The sequence below is a fragment of the Brucella sp. JSBI001 genome (assembly GCF_026014005.1).
Taxonomy (GTDB): Bacteria; Pseudomonadota; Alphaproteobacteria; order Rhizobiales; family Rhizobiaceae; genus Brucella; species Brucella anthropi.
Window position 1 is genome coordinate 867,429 of the sequence record NZ_CP110339.1, and the last position, 23,413, is coordinate 890,841.

A 23,413-nucleotide genomic window follows, 5' to 3' on the forward strand; every position below is an offset into this window, starting at 1 on the left:
CATGCATTGTGAAAAAAGAAAACCCGCCGTAAAGGCGGGTTTTCTTTTTGTCAGGATATGACCGGATCAGTTGCTGGCGCCACCTGCAGCTCCCGGCAACGATGTCGGGGCCTTGGAAACGCCCTGAATGATCTGACCGAGGAAGGTCTGGTCCTTGCCGCCTGTCGGCGTGGTGCGCGACACGAAGTCGAACAGCTTACCGTCCTTCAGGCCGTAATTGGCGATATGCTCGACCTTGCCGTCCTTGTTGAAATAGATGGCGAGGATCTGCCGCTCGATGATCTTCGGCTTCATGAACTGCGCGGCGCGATAACGCTTCTGCGAAATGTAGTAGAACACTTCATTGTCGAAGGTCGCGGTGGTGGACGGCGTACCGAGCGCCAGAAGCACCTGCTCGCGGCTGGAGCCGACAGGAACCGAATCAAGCGCACCCTGATCGAGTACGTAACCCTCTGTCAGCGTTTCGGACGGATTGAGCGTGGATGCAGTGTTACATCCGGCAAGAGCTACTGCGACGAGAATTGCCGTGCCTGCGAGAAGGGCACCCTGCTTGCGTACGCCAGAGGATGCACTTGGAAAAATTCGCTGCAACAAAGACCTCTCCATACATTCTAAATCAGCGCGGCACTTTCGCCGTCGGGAGAACTTCGGTAAACCACCTTGCTTATTTATGCAACTGGAACGGTCGTACGGACATGATTCTCCAACTATTCCGCCGCAAATCGAAAGCAAACGAGGCAATTATGCTTCGCGTTTACGAGGTGATCGTGGCGGCGGCGCGGCAAAAACGGTTTTATGCACAATTTCAGGTGCCTGATACGCCGCTTGGCCGCTATGAAATGCTTTCGCTGCATATTTTCCTCGCCCTGCATCGGATGAGGGGAGAAAACAAGGCGCTTGCCGATCTGGCACAGGAAATCGCCGACGAGTTTTTCAAGGATGTCGATCATTCGCTGCGCGAACTCGGTATCGGTGACCAGGGCGTCCCGAAGCGCATGAAGAAGCTTGCACGCATGTTCTATGGTCGGGTCGCAGCTTATGGGGAGGCGTTGGATGCAAATGATGCAGACGCGCTGGCTGCCGCACTCACGCGAAATATCCGCCCGGACCTCGAATTCTGGCCGCATGCCCACCATTTAAGTGAATATGTTCTGGGATGCCGTGACCGGCTGCAAAAAATTGCGGACGATGCTTTGGCGGCAGGCGACATTTCCTATATGGATGCGGATCAAATGGACTTTGCGCCAAAAAACAATGCTGAAAAGGCCAATGAGAATGACTGACAAACCGGCGCTCACCTATCCTGTTCCGGTTCTTCACCTGCCGCAAAAGGGCGTGACGGTGAAAATAGGCACGGATGAGAAAGAGCGCGCAGCACTCGCGGCAGCCCATGGGCTAGAGGCTGTAAATGCCTTTGCTGCGGAATTTCTGATTACACCCTGGAAAAAGGACGGCATCCGGGTGCGGGGTCGTATCGATGCGGAAATCGTCCAGTCCTGCATCGTGACGCTGGAGCCGCTGACCAACAGCATTGCCGAAGACGTCGACACGATCTTCGTGCCGGAAAATTCGAGGCTTGCACGGATTGAGCTTGATGAAAGCGGCGAAATGCTGCTCGATGCCGAAGGCGCGGACATTCCGGAAGTTTTTGTCGGCGACAGGATCGATGTCGGCGCAATTGCCGAGGAATTCTTCGATCTCGCCATCGATCCTTATCCTCGCAAGCCGGGTTTGCCGGACGAGAGTGAGCCTAAGGTTTTCGGGGACGACGACGGTGAAGAGAAGCCCGTTTCGCCGTTTGCGAAGCTTTCAGAATGGCAAAAGAAGCCGTAATTCAGAGTGGTTTGACAGAATTTGGTTGTGCGGAAACGCAAAAACACTATTTTCGCCAAAAACCTGTCTGCTGCAAAAAGCAGAGCAGGGGCAGGGATCGCACAGGAACAATCAAGAGTGATCAAAATTTCGATTGACGCGATGGGCGGTGATTTTGGCCCTGAAGTGGTCATCCCCGGCGCAGCGAAGGCGCTTGAGCGCCATCCTGACATCCGTTTCATATTCTTCGGTCTCCCCGCACAGGTGGAGCCCGTGCTGGCACGTTATCCGAAGCTGAAAGCCGCATCCGAGTTCCGCGCGAGCCAGGTTGCCATCAGCATGGATGACAAGCCGAGCCAAGCGCTGCGGGCCGGTCGCGGTAAATCTTCCATGTGGCAGGCCATCGAGGCAGTGAAGACCGGCGACGCCCAGGCGTGTATTTCCGCCGGTAATACCGGTGCATTGATGGCCATGTCCAAATTTTGTCTGCGTATGATGTCGGACGTCGAGCGCCCGGCGATTGCTGGCATCTGGCCGACGCTGCGCGGTGAAAGCATCGTGCTTGACGTTGGAGCCACCATTGGCGCCGATGCGCGCCAGCTCGTCGATTACGCAGTTATGGGGGCTGGTATGGCGCGGGCCCTGTTCGAGGTGCGCAAACCGACCGTCGGGCTCCTGAATGTCGGCACGGAAGAGGTAAAGGGTCTCGACGAGATCAAGGAAGCAGGTCAGATTCTGCGCGACACACCGCTCGACGGACTTGCCTATTCCGGTTTTGTTGAAGGCAATGATATCGGCAAGGGTACGGTGGACGTGGTGGTGACCGAAGGCTTTACCGGCAATATCGCGCTTAAGGCTGCGGAAGGTACGGCCCGCCAGATGGGTGAACTGCTGCGTCAGGCCATGCGCCGGACGCTGCTTGCCAAAATCGGTTATGTTTTCGCCAAGGGTGCGTTTGATCGCCTGCGCGAAAAGATGGATCCGAACAAGGTCAATGGTGGCGTCTTCCTCGGTCTCAGTGGAATCGTCATCAAAAGCCATGGCAGCGCCAATGCAGAAGGCTTCTGCTCGGCAGTGGAAGTCGGCTATGACATGGTGAGAAATCGTCTTCTGGAAAAGATCGAGGCTGATCTGGCGCATTTCCACCACAGTCATCCGCATGTATCGAATGATGGTGGCGAGGCTGCAAAGGCATAATTCCGGCAAAGCCATCCGGAAGACGGAATTCGACAAGATTTGCGGTTGCCGATTATTTTTCGGCGCCGAAGCGGTGAAGTAACTTTTACCGAGTATGTGTAGGGCCAGAATTTTCGACTGCGCGCGTGAATGTTCGCCGCGCCGGTCGCATGTAAGGACAGGAAATAAGAGATGATAAGATCTGTCGTGCGGGGTATCGGTTCGGCTTTGCCGAAGCGGGTCATGAAGAATACCGATTTCGAAGGTATTATCGAAACCTCCGACGAGTGGATCGTGCAGCGCACGGGTATCCGTGAGCGCCACATTGCAGGCGATGACGAAACCACGGTTTCGCTTGGCACGGCTGCGGCCCGCGCAGCAATCGAGAATGCCGGCTTGCAGCCGACTGATATCGATCTTGTTCTGCTGGCAACCTCGACGCCTAACCATACCTTTCCGGCAAGTGCCGTGGAAATCCAGCGCGAACTGGGAATCACCAAGGGTTTTGCCTTCGATATGCAGGCTGTGTGCAGCGGCTTCATCTATGCCATCACGACGGCTGATCTCTATATTCGCGGCGGCATGGCGAAGCGCGTTCTGGTCATCGGCGCGGAAACCTTCTCGCGCATCCTCGACTGGAATGACCGCACGACCTGCGTTCTGTTTGGCGATGGTGCCGGCGCATTGGTTCTCGAAGCTGCCGAAGGTAACGGGCTGACCTCGGATCGTGGCGTTCTCGCCGCCAATCTGCGCTCGGACGGCAACCACAAGGAAAAACTTTTTGTGGATGGCGGCCCGTCAACGACCCAGACTGTTGGTCACCTGCGCATGGAAGGCCGCGAAGTCTTCAAACATGCAGTCGGCATGATTACGGACGTTATCGAGGCATCTTTCGAGGAAACCGGCCTTACAGCCGAGGATATCGACTGGTTCGTCCCGCATCAGGCCAACAAGCGCATTATCGATGCTTCCGCCAAGAAGCTGAATATCGCTGAAGGCAAGGTTGTCATCACAGTGGATCGCCACGGCAACACGTCTGCGGCGTCGGTTCCACTGGCGCTCGCGACCGCCGTTGCGGACGGCCGCATCAAGAAGGGCGACCTCGTTCTTCTGGAGGCAATGGGTGGCGGATTCACGTGGGGCGCGGTTCTGTTGCGCTGGTAAGCGACAAATTTGATCTGCCGTGAGGAAACTCGCGGCTTGACCGTTGCGCTTTTATTTGTGTAACGTCCTGTCACGTAAGGATATTATCTGTTCAAACGCTAACCAGGCAGGTTCGGTCATGGGAGGTAAGACGGTCACGCGAGCTGATCTGGCAGAGGCTGTTTACCGGAAGGTAGGCCTTTCCAGAACGGAGTCGGCGGCTCTTGTCGAGATGATTCTCGATGAAGTCTGTGACGCTATCGTCAACGGTGAAACCGTGAAGTTGTCGTCTTTCGCGACATTTCAGGTTCGCGACAAGAACGAGCGCATTGGCCGTAATCCGAAAACAGGCGAGGAGGTTCCAATTCTTCCCCGTCGTGTGATGACTTTCAAAGCTTCCAACGTTCTCAAGCAGCGTATTCTGCAGGAACATCAGAAGCGTGAAACCAAAAGCCAGAAGTAATTGCTAGTGGATTGAATTTGACGTTTGATACCCGTCCGATATAAATCACGTTTCAAAACGTCAAGCTCGAAAAATCTACTAGATTCATAACGTTACCAGTGGTCTTTTTGATCCCGACATTTGCTCAGCGCTCATATCCGAGGGATGCAAATGTCGGAATCAGACCACTAGCATGCTGCCCATCGGGCAGCATTTTGTTTTGGCACCATCCTTGTAAAACTGACATCGCTTTTGCCCCCGACTTATGGTCGCGTGCAGGACGGCTGTTTTTTGTGTTGGTTGCAACCGTCATAATAGTCTTTTGCCACGAACTGGCCATGCTGCTTTCGGCTTCGCATGAAGGGATGCTTATAAAGCTCTGATATTATATAATGGATTCAGTGGAGCGAATCGCTTCGCTGATATTGAAATCTGGAAAGCGGCTGGCTTTTCAGAGAGAGTTCGTGTTGCACACCGTCCGGTTTTGAATGACGTTTGCGCCGTGTCTTTCCGCACGCTGGAGTTTGTTAACTCCCGTCTTCTAAAATCCGATGGTAACAAGCGCCTTTCGTGTTACAGACGCGTTCGCGTTGGCAGCGAGTTGAACTATCTGGATCGGCGAGGTTGCGCCGCAACGGCGAAACCTGAACCACTGGAAAGGGCAAGTGGATGGACAAGAGCCCTGATGCATTCAGGACGATCAGTGAAGTAGCGGATGATCTTGATCTTCCGCAGCATGTGCTGCGTTTCTGGGAAACGCGCTTTACCCAGATCAAGCCTATGAAGCGGGGCGGCGGTCGCCGATATTACCGGCCGCTCGATGTCGAATTGCTCAAGGGCATTCGCCATCTGCTCTATGATCAGGGCTATACGATCAAGGGTGTGCAGCGTCTTCTTCGCGAAAACAATGCACAGTTTATCATCGCGCTTGGCAATGGCGACGTTCAGGCGATTGAGGCGATTACGCGCCAGAAGCAGGCTGCCGCTGATAAGCGGGCTGCCGAAGAGGCGGCTGACAATGAAATGGCTCTGCCGAGCGGCATCAAGGCGCCGCAACCGGCGCGCAAGCTCTTCGGTCTCTTGAAGGGCGAGGAGGATGGCCCCATCGGAGCTGATGGAAAGCGGCCTTCAAAGGACAACCGCTCGCTTCTGCAGGAGGCGTTGTTCGATCTTCTCGAATGCAAGCGTCTTCTCGATCAGGTGCGCTGATCGATTTCGGACCGCATGAAAAAGGGAGGCTTTCGCCTCCCTTTGCTTTTGTACGCGGATTGAATCAGCTGGACGAGAGTTTCAATCCGATGATGCCGGCGAGGATCAGTGTCACGCTTGCAACGCGGAAGAAGGTTGCAGCTTCGCCGAGAATGAATATGCCCACCAGAAACGCACCCACTGCCCCGATGCCGGTCCAGATCGCATAGGCTGTTCCAAGCGGCAGGCTGCGCATGGCGATGGAAAGCAGAATGAAACTGCCGATCATCGTCACGATGGTGATGGCGCTCGGTGTCAGAAGGGAAAAGCCTTCCGACTTTTTCATGAAATAGGCCCAGATGACCTCAAGAATTCCAGCCAGTCCCAGATAAATCCATGCCATTCTAATGCTCCCTCACAAGGGTTCTGAACGGGCCGTCCCGTTCGTTGAAGAAGCGGGAAGGCCGTCCTTCCCGCGAAGTCACTGCGCACGGCGCTCTAATCAGTGTGATGGATGCAGTGCATCATTGAGATACATGCAGGTCAGCATAGTAAATACGTAAGCCTGAATAACTGCCATCAGCAATTCGAGTGCGGTTAGCGCGACGGTCATTGCAAGCGGCAGTACAGCGGTTAGCATGCCGAGCGTTCCGAGACTGCCCAGCCCGATGACAAACCCCGCAAAGACTTTCAGCGTAATGTGTCCTGCAAGCATGACGGCGAACAGACGAACCGAATGACTGACCGGACGCGAGATATAGGACATGATCTCGATCGGCACGATGATCGGCGCCAGCACAACCGGTACGCCCGCAGGCATGAACAGTCGGAAGAACTTGAACCCGTGTCGAACGAGACCGTAGATCGTGACCGTCAGGAAGACCAGCATCGCAAGCGCGAACGTTACGATGATGTGGCTTGTCACGGTGAAGGCATAGGGGAACATGCCGATCAGATTGGCAAACAGGATGAACAGAAACAACGAGAAGACGAGGGGGAAGAAAGCCATACCCTTTTCCCCGGCGTTCTCGCGCAATGTCTTCGACACGAATTCGTAGAGGATCTCGGCTGAGGACTGCCAGCGCCCCGGCACAACGGTGCCCCTGCGGGACGATAGGAACATGAACGCAGCCGCGCCCAGCACCGTCAGCACCATGAAGAGTGCCGAATTGGTGAAAGCAACCGGCTGACCGCCGATTTCGCCAAGTTCAACGATGGGCTTGATTGCGAATTGTTCGATCGGCCCTGCCATAGGACACCCTCCTATGGGGCCGTCCCCGATGCGAACACTGGCGCGGGTCGTCCCGCGCGGCCCTGAAAATAGTGATTCTTGAACGGAGAGGCAAGAGGGCGTCGTCCATATCGCGCCAACAGAAACTTGATCGCGTATCCCATGGATCAGGGAGCTTTTTCGGGTATCCTGTCGTTCTTATCCATAGATTATGCCGGGAGATCGATTGATGACCATCTCAAGACGTAATTTCATTGTTACAGCATCTGCTGCCGGGGCCGGATTGGCTTTATCGCCTTTGGAGCTCAACAAGGCGGCAGCCGAAACAGGCAGTCCTAAAGTGCTAACCCCTTCACAGGTAGAAAATCCGGGCTTCCATCGCTTTCAGTTTGGTGATTTCGAGATCACCACGCTTTCCGATGGGCGCCGAGCAGGCGAAGCGCCCGAAAAGACATATGCGGTCGATCAGGACCCGAAAGTGGTTGCCGCACTTCTTGAGGAAAATCTTCTGCCCGCCGACCGCTTCGTCAACAGCTTCACGCCAGTGCTCATCAATACAGGTAAGGAGCTTGTCCTGTTTGACACCGGCATGGGAGCAGGTGCTCGCGGAGCGGGATTGGGCAAACTGGCCAGTGCTCTTGAAGCTTCGGGCTACAAGACGGACGATGTGTCTCTGGTCGTATTGAGCCATTTCCACCCTGATCATATTGGTGGACTGATGGAAGACGGCAAGCCAGCCTTCGCCAATGCGCGCTACGTCACCGGACAGAAAGAATTCGACTTCTGGACCGATCCCGCGCGGCTCGACAGCCCCGCCAAGACCGTTGCTGAAATGGTGGCCAAAAACGTCAAGCCTCTCGCGGAGAAGATGACGTTCCTGGGCGATGATAGCGAAGTCATTTCCGGTATTCATTCGGTGGCAGCTTATGGCCACACGCCGGGTCATCTGGCTTTCAGGGTCGAAACGGGCGGCAAGTCGTTGATGTTGGTCTCGGATACGGCGAACCATTTCGTCATTACGTTGCAGCGGCCCGAATGGCACGTTTCCTTCGATATCGACAAGGATGCTGCCGTCCAGACCCGCAAGCGCATGTTTGACATGATCGCCACCGACAGGCTTCCTTTCATCGGTTATCATATGCCGTTTCCGGCACTGGCCTATCTCAAGCGGGAAGGCGAGGGCTATCGCTACGTTGCGGAAACCTATCAGCTGCGTGAGAAATAGATTGAGGCGGTTTAGTACTAACGCCCACCGGCAACGTCGATGAATGTTCCGGTTACATAGGCGGGGGCGTCGTTGAGCAGCCAGAAAATGGCTTCCGCGACTTCCTCTGCCTTGCCGGCGCGTCCAATAGGTGTACCGGCGCCCAACCTCGCCGCGCGATCCGGATTGCCGCCACTGGCATGGATGTCGGTATCGATCAGGCCTGGACGCACGGCATTGACGCGAATGCCTTTCGGCGCCAGCTCTTTCGACAGGCCAGTGGTCAGCGTATCAAGTGCGCCTTTCGCTCCGGCATAATCTACATATTCAAACGGCGATCCAAGTCGCGATGCCATCGATGACACGATGACGATGGCACTGTCAGGCTGCAAGCGCCGGGCTGCTTCGCGGGCGCTTAGATAGGTGCCGTAAACATTCACGTCGAACATCATTTTCAGACGATCAGCACTCATATCCGCAAGCGGCATGGTCTGAGCAACGATACCGGCATTCAGGACAACGCCTTTCAGCGGACCAAGATCGGCCTCCGCCTTGTCGAACATGGCGATCACGTCTTGTTCTCTGGATATGTCGCCTTGGATCGCAAGCGCCTTCGCACCAAGCTTCGCTGCTTCGGCCACCGTTTGCTGCGCAGCCTGTTCGTTCCCCGCATAGTTCAGAGCCACAGACCAGCCTTGCGCTGCGCTGCGCAGAACGGTAGCGCGACCAATGCCGCGACTGCCACCAGTGATCAGGGCGTTCTTCATACTCTCCTCCATGCAATTCATGGCAGAGCTAATCCGATTTGCACGTTGTGTGCAAAGGAAAGATCGTATGAAAATAAAGGTTTGGGGAAGAAAAATGGTCGGAGCGGCGGGATTCGAACCCACGACCCCTTGACCCCCAGTCAAGTGCGCTACCGGGCTGCGCTACGCTCCGAGCCTGGGAAAGCCGTAGATTATAACGACTTGGCACGCAAGGGATAATTTCTCGAAACTGGCAAATTGCACATAACATTCATGCATGGTTCTGAGCATCAGGATCGCGGTGCGAAAAGAATGATGCATGTGCCTGCGAAAGCCGTGCATGCGCCGACCACATCCCAGCGATCGGGGCGCGCTCCTTCGGCAAACCAGATCCACAAAATCGACGCGATGATATAGATGCCACCATAGGCTGCGTAAGCGCGACCGGCCACGTTGCTTTCAATCAGGGTGAGCAGATAGGCGAACAATGCGAGGCACACCATGCCGGGTGCCAGCCAAAGCGGCGACTTGTCGAGCTTCAGCCATGCCCAGAAGGCGAAGCATCCGGCAATTTCAAAGAGGGCTGCTGCGGCGTATATCGCGAATTGCAAGTTTCTGCTCTCCTGAGCGTTCTCCAAGTTTGAGCGAAAACTGATACTTGTATTCCAGCCCTGCACAACCCCAGATGATCCCGAATAGCAGATAAAAGTGGCGCCAGTGATCGGTGTCGATGACATTGCCGATCAGGACATGCCCGAGATAGGTTGCGTAGGCAACCAGAAGATAAGGCTGCCAGGGGCGATTGCGAAACAGAAGCTTGAAACCGATCCCGAGTGTCAGGAATGTCAGCGTCAGAAAGGCGATGAAGCCGATCCAGCCATAGTCGAGGACGGCTTTGAGCCAGACATTGTGTGTATCCTCACCGAACATCGGCCCGAACTCGAGCGGCCCGATGCCAAGCGGATGCTGTGTTGCAAGGATCATTCCAAGCCAGTGCCGCGCAAAGCGCCCAAGCCTTGCACTGTCATAGCTCTGTTCGAGACGCGCGCGCTCACGGAAGAAATCGCCGACGCCGGGGATTTGCAGAATAATCAGGATCGCGAGAGTAATTGTTACAACTGCAAGCAGACCAATCACTATCAGGCGTAACCGAAAACGATTGCTGTTGCTTTGCAGGAAGAGCACGCCAAACAGAACGGCAAAGGAGAGGGGAACCATCGCCCAAGCCGCGCGCGAGAAGGATACCAGAACGCCGAGCGTCAGCAGGCAGCAGAAAGGCAGATAGACGGCCATATCGCGAAAGCCCCCGCGCATGATGCGGTAAAGCGTCCAGGTCAGCGGCAATATAAGGAAAGGTCCGTAGACATTGGGGTCCTGAAATGCGCCCTGCGCACGTCCGTAGCGCGTGAAGATTTCTGCGCCCGGAAAGAGGCTGAGATAACCGGCAATGCCAAGGACGGCAGAAAGCACGCCGACAAGAAGATAGGCGTTGAAGATGGTCTTCAGACGCCGGTGGTCACCTTCGATGACAGCGGCGAAGAATACCGATGTGAAAGCCAGAAACAGCGAGACGGCGATATAAAGCGGTGCTTTCTTGACGTCAGCCATCTGCATGACCGAAATCATGCCGCCGAAATTGAAGACAGCAAGCAGGGCGAACAGCACAAGACTTGTGCGGGTCAGCCGCAATCCGAACAATAGTGCCAGCGCAATCAGGCCGACCATATAGAGTTCATAAGGCGCAGGCTCGCTCATCACGAAGCCGAGCAGAAAAACGCCGAAGCCGATTGCGATATTGGCGATGAGGCGGTTGAGCGCGCGTTTGCGCGCCAAATCTGCCGACAGCATCAGGGCTGGACGCGAACTGCCGTCAAACCGTTGCGCCATGCTGGTCAATAGGCGTTTTCCGTATTGAGAAGTCGCATCGGTGTCAGGAACAGGATTTTCAGATCGAGCCAGAGCGACCAGTTTTCGATATAGTAAAGGTCGAACTCTGTGCGCATGCGGATCTTGTTCTCATTGTCGATTTCGCCGCGCCAGCCATTGATCTGCGCCCAGCCGGTGACACCCGGCTTCACGCGGTGACGCGCGAAATAGCCATCGACCACCTCATTATAGAGCACATTGTGCGAATGGGCGGCGACTGCATGCGGGCGCGGGCCGACGAGCGACAGGGAACCGGCGAGAACATTGAAGAACTGCGGCAGCTCATCGATCGAGGCTTTGCGAATGAAGCGTCCGACGCGGGTGACGCGAGGATCGTTCTTGGTAACGGCCTGCTTGGCGGTGGGGTCGCACATCTCGGTGTACATGGACCGGAACTTCCAGACATTGATAACTTCATTATTGAAGCCATGCCGCTTCTGTTTGAAGATCACAGGGCCCTTGCTGTCCAGCTTAATGGCAATCGCCGTGCCGATCATGATCGGCGACAGAAGAACGATGCCAACAATGCTGAAGGCAACGTCGAAGATGCGCTTGGCAACAGAATCCCAATCGTTGATAGGCTTGTCGAAAATATCCAGCATCGGCACCGCGCCGACATAGGAATAGGAGCGCGGGCGGAAGCGCAGGTGGTTGTTGAGCGCTGACAGCCGGATATCGACCGGGAGAACCCATAGCTTCTTGAGTAGTGCCAGCACGCGGGCTTCGGCGCTGATCGGTAGCGATACGATCAGCATGTCGATGTGGGCGATACGGGCAAATTCGATCAGTTCGTTGATATTGCCGAGCTTGGGATAGCCAGCAACGATGGGGGGAGAGCGCTTGTCGTCGCGGTCATCGAAGATGCCGCAGATACGGATATCGTTGTCGGGCTGCTGTTCGAGCGAGCGGATAAGCGCTTCTGCATTGGGGCCGCCGCCGACGATGACAGCGCGGCGCTCCATTGTGCCATTGCGTGCCCAGCGCTTGATTTTCCAGGCGACGAAGATACGGGCAATTAAAAGCAGGACACAGGCGCTGAGCGCCCAATAAAGGAACCAGCCGCGCGAGAAATCGGACGATGCTTTGAGCAGAAAACCGGCAATGGCAAGGGTACCAAGCACGGCTGCCCAACTAATGAAAAGCCGCCGCAGATAGCGACCGGGACTACGCAATATATTGATCTGGTAACCGTCGTTGATTTCCATCAGCAGGACAAAAAGCGCGCCGCCCACAATCATGATAAGGGGATAGTAGAAAACCAGATGTGTGCGGATGCCGACATAAAGCAGAAAGCTCAGAATGCCGGAGCAAAAGACAAGCCCGAACTCCACCATGCGCATGACGCCGCTCAGCATCAGCGGCGAAAACGTATCGTGCTGATATTGTTCAGCCATCTGGCGCGCCAGTGGGCTAAGCTTCACCGGGCCTTTCGGCTTGGAATCTTGTCCGGTCTCCTGCTTGCTGCTGGCTTCTATGGCTTTGCGGCCAAAAGGAGAAAGCGCATCATTATCTCGCACAACATTGCCCCTGATCGTAAAATGACAGCGTAGTAATTAGACCGAGAATCCTAAGCAGAATATAAATGTCGCGTGACAAGCTTTTGACTTAGGTAAACACTCAATTAAATACTCGGTTGAAAGCTGTTACTGTTAGTAACGGCTAAAATAGCATGATCTCCGTCCGTATTGATACAGCATTGGCTGCAGGAACCGATACGCGCCAGTTGTCGCAAGCCAAGCCAGTGCAAGGCTTGCCTTGTCTCATTATATTGCCTAGGACGGTGATATGAAACCGTTGGAAGATAAAGCTGCGGGCGGCATTTTGCCGTCAAACTGTTCGGCACATGTTGCCGCCAACAGACCAGCTTTGTTTCCGCTCCTGATCGGCACCAGATCAGACGATGTCATGGGGTTGCTGCGCGCCTGACCGCTCAGCGACCCAAAAAATCCTGATGACAGCAATTCACGCTGCGATCTTTCAAGGTCGCATTAACTGTTTGTTTTAAAGCGCTTTATCTAAACCGTTCTAGTGTTTTGGAGGGCGCTCTAGGGTTGATCATGACTATCTGGGCCGAACTGGCTAGAGCGGGCAATCATGCCGGCGATGAAATTTTGTTGCGAAAACGCGATCACATCTATGAAATTCGCTATAACGGCCTGGAATTGATGTCCAACGTCAATTTCCAGTCCGAGACCGTGCTGGCTGAAAGGTCGCTTCGCCTGCACGGACGGAAAGTGTCGCATATGCTTATTGGCGGACTTGGCATGGGCTTCACACTTCGGGCAGCACTCGATCTGCTTGGACCCGATGCCAGAGCCACGGTATGCGAGCTCGTCCCCGAGATCGTGGAGTGGAACCGGACCCATATCGGTCATCTGGCCAACCATCCATTGAACGATCCGCGTGTCGATGTTCGGGTCGCCGACGTGATGGATGTTCTTCGCGCAGAGCCTGGTCGATATGATGCCATATTGATGGACACGGATAATGGACCGGATTTTACCGTCCGCGATGCCAATGGCGCAATCTATGAAGATGACGGTCTGAGGCTGGTGAAAAGGGCACTGAAGCCTAATGGCATTGCTGCTTTCTGGTCGGCAACCATATCAGACCCATTCGAAGACAAGCTCGACATGCTACCCTGGGAATGGCAACGCGAGGATATTTCGCTCATCGGCGGGCGTGCCGACGCATTCCACTATATCTATTTTGCGGCGCGTGGCGGGTTTCGGTCACAGTTCGAGCGGTCGGTATCTGCGTCCGAACCCTTCGCTGCGATGGTGGGCTGAGGGAAGTATCCGTCAGTCTTCCGGGATGGCTCGATCCGGATGCGCCTCGTAATAGATTGTCTCGATCGAGTGCGCCATGGATTGCTGGCTGAAGCGCTCGTGCAGCCGGGTCACCTCCGGCATCGCGGCTCGAAACGTTGTGAGATCATCTGCAGCGTCCAGCATCCTGTTCGCAAGTGCCTCCTCCTTGGGCTCCACCAGCGCCGAGGAACGAGGTCCGAACACCTCGGGAATGCCGCCGACATTGCTGGCGATGACAGGCTTTCCGGCGGCGAGCGCTTCCAGCACGATATAGGGAAATGCTTCGGCACGCGATGGAACCACCATTATTCGCCCCAAAGCAAAAGCTTCTCGCGCAGCCATTCCGGGCAGAAAGCGAATTTGTCCGGAAATTCCCAGTTCGTCGGTCAGGTTGATGAAATCGGGCTTTTCCGCACCATCTCCCACCATCGTTGCAGTGAAAATGCGCTGGTGCTGGTCGCGCAGGCGTGCAAGGGCACGGATCAGAAGGTCTGGTCCCTTCAGTTCACGCATCGTGCCGACAAAGAGAAAATCGCTGGCATCGGGCGCATCGGCAACCGGGATGAACTCGTCCTCGGCCAGGCCGTTATAAACGACGGCGTGGAGGCCATAGGGCCGCCCTACCTTTTCTTCGTAGATACGCTTTTCGAAGTTGGAAACGAACATCACTGCATCGGTCATAGGAGCCAGCATTCTCTCAACCAGAAAGACAGCGCCGCCGCGGCGCGTCTTCCGGTCGAAATGCAGACTACCGCCATGCGGTGAATAGATACGGGCTACGCGAGACCTAAAAACCCGTAAGACTGAGCCGAACAAACGTGCATAGACGCCACCTTTGGCGCCATGTCCGTGCAATATGTCTGGCTGCAATTTCTTGATGATGCGATATGCTTTGTACGCTGCCGCTGCGTCGCCCAGTCCGACATGGCGCTGCATGGCAATGCGATGAAGGCCGAGCATGAGCTTTGGCCGTAATTCTTCCAGAAGCGCGTCTTCGCGCGGGCCGCCTGTCGTGGCATCGCAGACGATGCCGACCGCGTGGCCTTTTTCCGCCTGCAGGCCCACGAGATCGCGAACATGACGGAAGAGCCCGCCGGTCGGTTCGCGGAAACAGTGGATGATACGCAGTGGGGAGGCATTGGTGTCATCAGCCATCAATCGCCATCAAAACAGACGTTCGCGCACATAGATCGTGTCGCCCGGCAGGATTGGATCGGAAATCAGCACGCGACCAGTCAGAACCTTGCCGTTGAACTGGCGCGTGATGTCGACATTCTCCTGATTGGCGCGTGGGCTGAAACCACCAGCAGCGGCGATTGCCTTTTGCGCGGTCATGCCCGGAACATAGGAATACTGGCCAGCGGCGCCGACTTCACCCATCACAAATATCGGGCGATAGCGGTCGATTTCCGCGCTGACGTCGGGGTCACGCAGATAACCGCCACGTAACTTTGATGCGATGATGCCTTCAAGCTGCTTGGACGTCTTGCCGCGTGCCGGAATACTGCCGACGAGCGGGAAGGCGATATAGCCAGCCTGATCGACGCTATAGGTATTTGTGAGGCTCGGCTGCTCGAACACCGTAATACGTATGCGATCACCAGCATCCAGCATGTAAGGCTGGTTCAGCGCCTCGTGGAACGCAGGCGGGGCAGGGCGATAGCTGGAGCATGCGGAAAGCGTCATGGCGGCAAGGCCTAGCGCCACGAGCAGAGCGTGGCCTTTGCGCTTGTTATGAATTGTCTTCGCCGTCATCTTCCGCCTCGGTTCTTCCGAAAAGCAATATTTCTTACGAACGCAATCGACGCGGTACTGACAGCGCGATTACGAATATCGGTTGCAAGCGTTATCGATTGATTAGGGTTAATGGCTGGTAAAGAAGACGGGGTTCGGCGCAAAATCTTTGTAGCTCGCCAACTGTTGGGAACTTATCCTGCTTAACCCTCTGGTTACCTTGTTCCTTTACCTTCCGGCCAGATTCGGGGGTGCATTACCCCACGCGGGCGAGAGCGATCACGCGCGCAAGCGCACTCGCGAAGTCCATGGAGAATGGGGAATGGCAGAAGTCGATCCGTTATCAAGGGACGCAGATATTGATATCGGCGCGCTGTTCTCCAGCTTGCGCCGTCACTGGCTGTTCATTGTCGTTGGTGCGCTTCTCATGGCGGCAGCAGCGTGGGCCATCTGCCTTCTCCTGACGCCGGATTATCGCGCTGAAGCGCGCATCATGATCGAGGCCCGCGAATCCATCTATACCCGCCCCAATGGCGAAACAGCAGCCGAGCGACCTGTCTTCGACGCCGAAGGCGTGAAGAGCCAGGTTGAAGTGTTCTCTTCCGGCGATCTCCTAAAAAAAGTTTCCGACGAACTCAAGCTGACCAGCAACGAAGCCTTCACGACAACGGAAGTGAAGCCGTGGACCCGCGTTCTCATCATGCTCGGCATGCGGACCGATCCCGCACGGTTGACCCCGGAAGAGCGCGTTCTACAGAAGCTTCGCAAGAATATGCAGGTTTTTGCCGTCACCGCTTCGCGCGTCATCGTGGTGCAATATAATTCGGCAAGTCCTGAGACGGCGAAGACCATCGCCAATGCGCTTGCCAATCAATACATCCTGTTTCAGCAGGCCGCGAAGCTGGAGTCGAATGACGATGCCACCGGCTGGCTCGCACCCGAGATTGACGATCTGCGCAACCGCGTTCGCGATGCGGAAAAGAAGGTTGCGGATTATCGTGCTTCGCGCGGGCTTTTGACCGGGCAGAGCAACAGTACGATTGCGACACAACAGCTCTCGGAAGTCTCGACCGAACTGACACGGGTCCGCACCAGCCGCGCTTCCGCAGAAGCAAAGGCGGAAAGCATTCGTAAATCGCTGGCCTCCGGTGCTCCCATCGATACGCTGCCGGATGTAGTTGCTTCCGGCATGATGCAGCGCCTTGCGGAAAGACGCATTCAGCTCAACGCCCAGATCGCCGACCTTTCGACGACACTTCTGGAAGGGCATCCCCGCATCAAGGCACTACGCTCGCAGCTTGCCGATCTCGACCAGCAGATCAGGATTGAAGGCCGCAAGCTCGTTGCGAGTCTTGATAATGAAGTCTCAACGGCAAAGCTGCGCGAAGAAGAACTCAATCGTGAACTCAACCGCGTGAAGGCACAGGCGGCGCAAGCGGGCGATCAGGAAGTTGAGTTGCGCGCATTGGAGCGCGAGGCGACGGCACAGCGCCAGCTTCTGGAAACCTATCTGACGCGCTATCGCGAAGCTGCGTCGCGTACCGACCGCAATTATGTGCCGGTTGATGCTCGGGTTTTCTCTTCCGCCGAAGCACCAGCAGTTCCCTATTATCCAATGATATTGCCGATTGTCGGTTCAACCTTTGCGGCTGGCCTGCTTTTGCTGTCGATTTTCGTTCTCTTGCGTGAATTGTTCAGCGGACGTGCGTTCATGACGACGGATGGTCAAAGGGTTGCGGCCGTCGAGGAAATCGAAATGCCGGTTATTGCTGCTGCCGCTGAAGCGGCTGCCGTGCCGCCGTCCAGAGCTGAACGCCGTGATGGCGTTTCCGAGGAAACAATTCTGGCGCGACGCCGTTCATGGACTATGCCGTTTGCGGCGAAGCCGCCGGTTTCCGAAACGAGGAAATCCGTGGAGGAGTTTCCCATGATAAAGCAAGGTGAGACCAAGCAACGCGAGATGAGACCACGCAATCCCAATGGTGTGGAGGCTGTTGCCGATCTGCTGTCCGGCGGAAAGCTGAAACGTATCGTGGTCGTGTCTCCAGAAGGCGATAAAGCATCAGCGGGAGCGGTGCGTCTGCTGCGTGAATTTGCCGACCGTGGCAAACGTGCAATTCTCGTGGATATGACCGCGCAAGGGACTGTTGGGCTTGCCATGCTGGACGGTACGCATCTGCCCGGCATTACCGAGCTTCTGTCCGGCGAGCGCCGCTTCAATGAGGTCATCCACAGTGACCGGTTCTCGCAGGCTCATGTCGTTCCGCTGGGCGAGGCCGATCCTGAAACCGCCATGCGTTCTGCTGATCGCCTGCCGCTCATTCTGGATGCGCTGGAAACGGTCTATGATTTCGTTGTGGTGGAATGCGGTCCGTCATCTTCGGAGCAGATTCGACGCATTGCCGATGGACCTGCGTCCGTCGTGATGAGTATCGTCGATCCGGATGACAAGGGCGTTGCGCTGGCTGCTCTCGATCTCGATCAGGGTGGTTATGAAGACGTCGTCATTCTGATGGACGAAACCGTCTGATTGCCAAATACGATTCTGGAACAGCGTCTTAGACCTTGTTTCTGAATCAGATTGCTAAGCACCTCTACCTTCTTGCGAACCTGCTGCGCAGTGTCTTGGCAAGGCCCCAAAGACGCGGATTGCGCTTGAGACTTCCGGCAATGGCATTGCGGACTGATTGCAGCGCCGTGAAAAGCTTTCCTTTGGCGGAAAGCGGTACCAGCGTGTCATAGATCGTGAGCTCGATGTCGCACCATTCGCGCTTGTACGGCTCATCACCGATACCGAAACTGTAGATCGAACGGCCTTCGTCGCAACTGCGGCTGATATCCTCGAAGAAGAGAAATTCACCCGGACTGGCGGAAGTCAGTTCGTCTTCTGCGATCGCGGCGAACTCGACGGTAGGGCCTGCATCGCCAAACAGCTTTCCGATGATCGAACGCAGGGTTCCGCCAACTTCAAGAAAGCGCAGCTCATGCAGATTCCGCCCCTTCACCAATCCTTCGCCGAAGAAAGCTTTGAAGAAATTGCGCACATTCTCATCGGCGAAAGGATCACGGATTCCCATCTTCCGGAAGCGCTGGGCCTTCATCGCAAAATAAAGATCGAGAACCGTGTTTGCTTCCGCTTGGTTCTGAGGCTCAGCAATTCTCCAGCCACCGCTTTCTTCGTAGCGACGACTGTGCTGGCGATGCTTTTTCAGCTTTCGCTTGCGATTGGCGCGATCAAGCACGGCATCGAAGCCACCACCAAGCGAGGCGGCGAGAACCGGATTTGGGTTGGGCGCTTTTCTAAGAGTGAGCAGCGGGTTGGTCACGCCTTGCAGTTCCGATAGCTGGCGTGTCAGTGACAGTGCGTCGATGTCGGGCCGTGCTTTGCGGATTTTCTCGATCAGTTGCCGGACCATCTCGGGTCCGAGGAGGCCGTCATATTCCTTTCGCAGCCACGGGAAATTGCAATTGGCGTGGCTCCCGCCGGGATAGCGCGCAATTTTCGCGCCGCTCTGGCTTACGACTTCCAGCGGCACGAGCAGGATTGGACCATCGCCGTCAAAGAGCCCGATGACGAAACTGTCGGCATTGACGATTGCGCGCCAACTATCGATCCATGCGAACGATTGTGGCGCACCGTGAATAGCCGCGGGATCGCTCCAGAGCCGGCTAATATCGCTGAAATCTGTAAGAATGTACGCTGCAACTTCACCCGCCATCGTCTGCAGCATCCTCAAATGGGATTAATGTTGCTTCTTGCGTGGCGGTTGCGCCATCCACCAGATGATGCCCATGGCTGGCAGAACCCAGAGAATGCCGGTCACGAAGAAATAAAGGAGGTGCACCCATGCGCTCGATTCAGCGAGATGCGCCACGGCGATAATGGTCGCGAACACCGCATAGATGATGACCAGTGAAACCAGCAAAAAAGTACCGATCAGTTTCTTCAGCCGAACGGGCATGGCGCAGTTCTCCTTTTCCCGGCACATCACTAGCGCGTGAGAAGGGGTAGCGAAAGGGCAAAAACGCGGCGGCATGTCGCGTGGTGGCAACTTGTAACGGGTTCGCCTATGCGGCATGTATCCTTCTGCTCAATATTGAAGGGTGAATGGCATGACGGCAGCAACGGCGCAGCGTGTAGGACAGGGTTCCAGGTCATCGAAAGAGGACCACGACCGTCGCCTTGTGCGTTATTGGCTTTATGCGGTGTTCGTCGTGCTGATTGCCATCGTGATGGTCGGCGGGGCTACCCGCATGACGGGATCTGGTCTGTCGATCACCGAATGGAAGCCCATTCATGGTGTCATTCCGCCGCTTAACCACGCCGAATGGCTGGAGGAGTTCGACAAGTACCGCCAGATTCCGCAATACCAGCAGATCAACAAGGGCATGTCCCTTGAAGCCTTTCAGTCGATCTTCTGGTGGGAGTGGGCGCACCGTATGCTGGCGCGCTTTGTCGGCTTTCTGGTTGCGGTTCCGCTGGCCTTCTTCTGGGTGACAGGGCGTCTCAAGGGTGGCCTCAAATACCGCATGCTGGGCCTGCTTGCACTCGGCGGCCTGCAAGGCGCTATCGGCTGGTGGATGGTCGCTTCCGGTCTCAGTGAGCTGACAAGTGTCAGCCAGTATCGTCTGGCGATCCATCTGACGACAGCCTGTATCATCATCACAGCGGTGTTCTATATTGCGCGCGGGCTTGTCACCTACAGTGAGCGACCGGCAGAAAGGTCGATCCAGCGCTTTGCCGGATGGATCGTGTTTGCCGTGCTAGTGCAGATTTATCTGGGTGGTCTGGTGGCCGGGCTTCATGCCGGTCTGACCTATAATACCTGGCCGCTGATGGATGGCGCCGTCATCCCGTCCGACCTGTTCATCCAGTCGCCATGGTGGCGCAACCTGTTCGAAAACCCGAAGACGGTGCAGTTCGTGCACCGCATGTTCGCCTATACGGTTCTGGTTCTGACGGTCCTGCATTCCTTGCAGGTTTGGAAGCAGGCCCCGGGCACGACCCATGCGCGCCGCACTATCGTTCTCGTCGGACTGGTTCTCATACAGGCTGTCATCGGCATTGCCACGCTTCTGATGAGCGTTCCACTGCATCTGGGCCTGACGCACCAGTTCTTTGCGCTAATCGTGCTGGCTTTCGCGGTTGCGCACTGGCGTGCAACCAAAGGTGCCTATGAAGGATAAACCGTCTGGCGCAGGTGCCTGAGCGCGGAAGCGATCTTCAGTTCCCGCGCTTCGTCTGCGTCATTGCCGTCTTCGCGGTGCCACGCGGCTGAGAGACAGCCATAGGCGAAGGCATAATCCAGAATGTAGGCGGGTTCGCGCCCGATGATCGGCGCGAAATGCTCGGCCATATGCCGGGCGCGTTCAAGGTCGAGGCAGAGATCGTCCCGGTCGAGCGGATTGTAGAAGATATTGGCCGCGTCGAACGCTGCGTCGCCGACAAGTCCGTGCGGGTCGATGGCGAGCCAGCCGCGCGGTCCCTTGATGATGTTCTCATGGTGAATATCGCCATGTAGCGGAATGGCCTCGTGCGGCGTTGCCAGCAGGTGTTTCGCGACCGCCGTGCCTTCCGCATAGATCGGACTTTCATTCGTTACGGCGAAGAGACCGGAAAAATGCTTGTCCAGTGGTTGCAAATCAGCCGGTATCGGGGCGGGAGAGGGCGTATGCAGCGCGTTCAGAACCTCGCCGAATATCAGCAGACATTCGGCATCCTTGCCGCGTTTCAGGTGCTCATCAAGGTGATAGTCGCCCGCATGTTCGAGCAACATTGATGTACCATTGAGGTCGTATAATCGCGCCGCACCATGGCCGTTCTGCCAGTCGAGATAATGCGCGCCGCGCAGCTCTTCCATTCCGGCTGGTTTCAACTGCTTGATGACAAAAACCTCGCCTGGATGATCAGTGCGTTCGACCTTCCAGACGAGGCTTGAATGCGTATCCGCCAGAGGCTCGAATGAGCCGATACTCCATTCGATAGGAAATACCGGCTTCTTCATCATCAGACTTTGCCGAGCATGAGATTCATGTTCTGAACGGCTGCGCCCGATGCGCCCTTGCCGAGATTGTCGAGCAGCGCCACCAGATTGACCTCTCCATCGCCTTCAGTGCCGAAGACGAAAAGCTTCATACCGTCCTTGCCGGCAAGCTCTTCCGCATCGACACGCGCCAGACTGGTGCTTTCTTCAAGTGGCACGACTTCAACGATGTCCTGACCGGCATAATGCTCTGTCAGTGCGGCATGAACCTTTGCAAGCGACGGCGTTCCCTCTAGTCCGGTCAGGAACAGAGGGACCTGTACGATCATGCCCTGCGGGAAGCGTCCGACGCTGGGGCTGAAGATCGGGCGGCGATCCAGACGGCCATGCAATTGCAGTTCCGGCACGTGCTTGTGCTTGAGCGGCAGGCCGTAGAGGAAATTGTTTGCAGCAAGATGCTCCGGATGGTTCTTGTCTTCCATCTGCGCGATCATCTGTTTGCCGCCGCCCGTATAGCCCGAAACGGCGTTGACGCTGACCGTATAGTCGGCAGGCAGCAGGCCCGCATCGCGCAGCGGGCGGACAAGCGCAATTGCACCCGTCGGATAGCAACCCGGATTGGCGACCAGGCGGGCGCCGGCGATACGTTCACGCTGGCCCTTGGCCAGTTCGGCGAAACCATAGGCCCAGTCCGGGTGCACGCGATGAGCAGTCGAAGTATCAATGATACGGGTTGAGTTATGGCCTTCGAGCAGGGAAACCGCTTCCTTGGAAGCATCATCCGGCAGGCACAGGATCGCAATATCGGCTGCGCGCAGATAGTCGGCGCGCAAGTCCTTGTTGCGCCGCTCGGCTTCCGGAATGGAGATCACTTCAAGATCGTCGCGTTCGGCCAGACGGGTGCGGATCTGCAAGCCGGTGGTGCCGTGTTCGCCATCGATGAAGATTTTAGGTTTCATGCATTTTGCCTTTGAATTCAGAAAGTTACGACAATATTCGGAATCAGTTTTCGAGCTGCTTGAATCAATTTATGAACAAGCGGCTCATCGTCGTTCTTTCTTCTCAGCCAGAAGGCCCAGATAATACATTGCGATCGTCGCTCCCGCGATTGCTGTTATATCGGCATGATCGTAAGCCGGTGCAACCTCGACCACATCCGCGCCCACAAAGTCAAGAGCCGTCAGCTTGCGCAGGATGGACAGCATCTTTGCAGACGACGGTCCACCTGCGACCGGTGTGCCGGTTCCCGGCGCAAAGGCCGGATCAAGGCAGTCGATGTCGAATGTCAAATATGTCTTCCTGCCATCGGAGCGTTTCAGGATTTCATCGGCAATCGCCGCCGCCGACATGTCCTCGACCTCATGGCCATAAATGATCTTGATGCCGCAATCTTCTGGCGCGTGCGTGCGGATACCGATCTGGATCGAGTGAGCGGGATCGATAATGCCATCGCGCACCGCGCGGGCCACGAAAGAGCCGTGATCGATGCGCTTGCCATCGTCGAACCACGTATCCTGATGCGCGTCGAACTGAACGAGTGCCAGCGGACCATATTTCGTGGCATGGGCCTTGAGCAGCGGCCATGTGATGAAATGATCGCCGCCAAGCGTTAGCAGAAACGCATCCGATTTCAGGATTTTTGTAGCTTCGCGTTCAATAGTGGCAGGGGTCTTGGTGTGATTGCCATAGTCGAGCAGGCAGTCGCCGTAGTCGATGACGGAGAGATTCTCGAAAAGGTCGCGCTCGAAAGGGTATTGCGGATCATTGTCGAAGATCGCCGACGCCCGCCGGATCGCCTGCGGACCGAAACGTGCGCCGGGCCTATTGGATACGGCTGCATCGAACGGAATACCCCAGACAACGGCGTCTGCGCCCTTCAACGACTTCGTGTACATACGCCGCATGAACGACAATACACCGGCGTGGGTCGGGTCCGTTGCTGCGCTTGTCAGGCTGCGGGCAGTAATCGCGTGGTCGATAGTCTTTGAAGGCATGGCTGTTACCCGGATAAGGTTAG

The 23,413-nt window shown here is 56.1% G+C and carries 25 protein-coding genes and 1 tRNA gene; 11 read left to right on the plus strand and 15 right to left on the minus strand.

The window, feature by feature from the left end:
• Positions 1-66: 66 nt before the first annotated feature.
• Positions 67-594: an outer membrane protein assembly factor BamE gene (locus LJ361_RS04110; protein WP_029376233.1), complete on the minus strand. Its 528-nt coding sequence runs from the start codon at positions 592-594 to the stop codon at positions 67-69.
• Positions 595-695: 101 nt separating this feature from the next.
• Here LJ361_RS04110 and LJ361_RS04115 point away from each other — a divergent pair, with 101 nt between their 5' ends.
• The 6 genes from LJ361_RS04115 (at position 696) to LJ361_RS04140 (ending at position 5,782) form a co-directional block, all read left to right on the plus strand.
• Positions 696-1,283, plus strand: coding sequence for a ubiquinol-cytochrome C chaperone family protein (locus LJ361_RS04115; protein WP_010661098.1), 588 nt, complete (start codon positions 696-698; stop codon positions 1,281-1,283).
• Positions 1,276-1,833, plus strand: a complete 558-nt coding sequence (locus tag LJ361_RS04120) for a YceD family protein (RefSeq protein ID WP_010661099.1) — start codon at positions 1,276-1,278, stop codon at positions 1,831-1,833. The genes LJ361_RS04115 and LJ361_RS04120 overlap by 8 nt, the downstream gene beginning before the upstream one ends.
• Positions 1,834-1,950: 117 nt before the next feature.
• The gene (gene plsX, locus LJ361_RS04125; protein ID WP_010661100.1) at positions 1,951-3,009 is read left to right on the plus strand and encodes a phosphate acyltransferase PlsX; all 1,059 of its coding nucleotides are present in this window, start codon (positions 1,951-1,953) and stop codon (positions 3,007-3,009) included.
• 171 nt (positions 3,010-3,180) lie between these two features.
• Positions 3,181-4,152, plus strand: coding sequence for a beta-ketoacyl-ACP synthase III (locus LJ361_RS04130; protein WP_010661101.1), 972 nt, complete (start codon positions 3,181-3,183; stop codon positions 4,150-4,152).
• 118 nt (positions 4,153-4,270) lie between these two features.
• Entirely contained in the window at positions 4,271-4,594 is a 324-nt protein-coding gene (locus LJ361_RS04135) for an integration host factor subunit alpha (RefSeq protein ID WP_010661102.1), read from the plus strand.
• Between the two features lie 648 nt (positions 4,595-5,242).
• The gene (locus LJ361_RS04140) at positions 5,243-5,782 is read left to right on the plus strand and encodes a MerR family transcriptional regulator (RefSeq protein WP_010661103.1); all 540 of its coding nucleotides are present in this window, start codon (positions 5,243-5,245) and stop codon (positions 5,780-5,782) included.
• A gap of 64 nt (positions 5,783-5,846) precedes the next feature.
• Here LJ361_RS04140 and sugE read toward each other — a convergent pair whose 3' ends face one another.
• Entirely contained in the window at positions 5,847-6,164 is a 318-nt protein-coding gene (gene sugE / locus LJ361_RS04145; RefSeq protein WP_010661104.1) for a quaternary ammonium compound efflux SMR transporter SugE, read from the minus strand.
• A 99-nt stretch (positions 6,165-6,263) separates the two neighbouring features.
• Complete coding sequence (locus tag LJ361_RS04150; protein ID WP_010661105.1) at positions 6,264-7,013, minus strand: F0F1 ATP synthase subunit A; 750 nt, start codon at positions 7,011-7,013, stop codon at positions 6,264-6,266.
• Between the two features lie 208 nt (positions 7,014-7,221).
• Between LJ361_RS04150 and LJ361_RS04155 the strand changes: the two genes are divergently transcribed.
• Positions 7,222-8,217: an MBL fold metallo-hydrolase gene (locus LJ361_RS04155; RefSeq protein WP_010661106.1), complete on the plus strand. Its 996-nt coding sequence runs from the start codon at positions 7,222-7,224 to the stop codon at positions 8,215-8,217.
• 17 nt (positions 8,218-8,234) lie between these two features.
• On the opposite strand, the gene LJ361_RS04160 is transcribed toward LJ361_RS04155, so the two are convergent.
• The 5 genes from LJ361_RS04160 to LJ361_RS04180 form a co-directional block, all read right to left on the minus strand.
• Entirely contained in the window at positions 8,235-8,963 is a 729-nt protein-coding gene (locus LJ361_RS04160; RefSeq protein ID WP_036588479.1) for an SDR family oxidoreductase, read from the minus strand.
• A 95-nt stretch (positions 8,964-9,058) separates the two neighbouring features.
• Positions 9,059-9,135: transfer RNA gene (locus tag LJ361_RS04165), tRNA-Pro, on the minus strand.
• Positions 9,136-9,232: 97 nt separating this feature from the next.
• Entirely contained in the window at positions 9,233-9,553 is a 321-nt protein-coding gene (locus LJ361_RS04170) for a YnfA family protein (RefSeq protein ID WP_006466505.1), read from the minus strand.
• Positions 9,516-10,838 (minus strand): O-antigen ligase family protein, encoded by a 1,323-nt coding sequence (locus LJ361_RS04175; protein WP_264812747.1) that lies wholly within the window; start codon positions 10,836-10,838, stop codon positions 9,516-9,518. The genes LJ361_RS04170 and LJ361_RS04175 overlap by 38 nt, the downstream gene beginning before the upstream one ends.
• The gene (locus LJ361_RS04180) at positions 10,835-12,385 is read right to left on the minus strand and encodes an undecaprenyl-phosphate glucose phosphotransferase (protein WP_036588474.1); all 1,551 of its coding nucleotides are present in this window, start codon (positions 12,383-12,385) and stop codon (positions 10,835-10,837) included. The genes LJ361_RS04175 and LJ361_RS04180 overlap by 4 nt, the downstream gene beginning before the upstream one ends.
• Before the next feature lie 268 nt (positions 12,386-12,653).
• Between LJ361_RS04180 and LJ361_RS04185 the strand changes: the two genes are divergently transcribed.
• Positions 12,654-12,794, plus strand: coding sequence for a hypothetical protein (locus LJ361_RS04185; protein ID WP_155243290.1), 141 nt, complete (start codon positions 12,654-12,656; stop codon positions 12,792-12,794).
• 131 nt (positions 12,795-12,925) lie between these two features.
• Positions 12,926-13,657, plus strand: coding sequence for a spermidine synthase (locus LJ361_RS04190; protein WP_010661110.1), 732 nt, complete (start codon positions 12,926-12,928; stop codon positions 13,655-13,657).
• 12 nt (positions 13,658-13,669) lie between these two features.
• Here LJ361_RS04190 and LJ361_RS04195 read toward each other — a convergent pair whose 3' ends face one another.
• The gene (locus tag LJ361_RS04195) at positions 13,670-14,833 is read right to left on the minus strand and encodes a glycosyltransferase family 4 protein (RefSeq protein ID WP_151665015.1); all 1,164 of its coding nucleotides are present in this window, start codon (positions 14,831-14,833) and stop codon (positions 13,670-13,672) included.
• 9 nt (positions 14,834-14,842) lie between these two features.
• Positions 14,843-15,433 carry a polysaccharide biosynthesis/export family protein gene (locus tag LJ361_RS04200; RefSeq protein ID WP_010661112.1) on the minus strand — a complete coding sequence of 197 codons (591 nt, stop codon included), beginning with the start codon at positions 15,431-15,433 and terminating at the stop codon, positions 14,843-14,845.
• 301 nt (positions 15,434-15,734) lie between these two features.
• Here LJ361_RS04200 and LJ361_RS04205 point away from each other — a divergent pair, with 301 nt between their 5' ends.
• Positions 15,735-17,942, plus strand: a complete 2,208-nt coding sequence (locus LJ361_RS04205; RefSeq protein WP_036588468.1) for a GumC family protein — start codon at positions 15,735-15,737, stop codon at positions 17,940-17,942.
• A 64-nt stretch (positions 17,943-18,006) separates the two neighbouring features.
• Here the strand turns inward: LJ361_RS04205 and LJ361_RS04210 are convergent, their stop codons facing one another.
• A complete protein-coding gene (locus LJ361_RS04210; protein ID WP_036588524.1) occupies positions 18,007-19,131 on the minus strand; it encodes a GNAT family N-acetyltransferase in 1,125 nt (374 codons plus the stop codon).
• 24 nt (positions 19,132-19,155) lie between these two features.
• Positions 19,156-19,374, minus strand: a complete 219-nt coding sequence (locus LJ361_RS04215; protein WP_010661115.1) for a DUF2842 domain-containing protein — start codon at positions 19,372-19,374, stop codon at positions 19,156-19,158.
• Between the two features lie 151 nt (positions 19,375-19,525).
• Between LJ361_RS04215 and LJ361_RS04220 the strand changes: the two genes are divergently transcribed.
• Complete coding sequence (locus tag LJ361_RS04220; protein ID WP_036579935.1) at positions 19,526-20,599, plus strand: COX15/CtaA family protein; 1,074 nt, start codon at positions 19,526-19,528, stop codon at positions 20,597-20,599.
• Here LJ361_RS04220 and LJ361_RS04225 read toward each other — a convergent pair.
• The 3 genes from LJ361_RS04225 to speB form a co-directional block, all read right to left on the minus strand.
• Positions 20,587-21,420 (minus strand): aminoglycoside phosphotransferase family protein, encoded by an 834-nt coding sequence (locus LJ361_RS04225; RefSeq protein ID WP_080692102.1) that lies wholly within the window; start codon positions 21,418-21,420, stop codon positions 20,587-20,589. The genes LJ361_RS04220 and LJ361_RS04225 overlap by 13 nt on opposite strands.
• Positions 21,420-22,355: an N-acetyl-gamma-glutamyl-phosphate reductase gene (gene argC / locus LJ361_RS04230; protein WP_036588466.1), complete on the minus strand. Its 936-nt coding sequence runs from the start codon at positions 22,353-22,355 to the stop codon at positions 21,420-21,422. The genes LJ361_RS04225 and argC overlap by 1 nt, the downstream gene beginning before the upstream one ends.
• Before the next feature lie 84 nt (positions 22,356-22,439).
• Positions 22,440-23,390: an agmatinase gene (gene speB / locus LJ361_RS04235; RefSeq protein WP_036588464.1), complete on the minus strand. Its 951-nt coding sequence runs from the start codon at positions 23,388-23,390 to the stop codon at positions 22,440-22,442.
• Between the last annotated feature and the right edge of the window lie 23 nt (positions 23,391-23,413).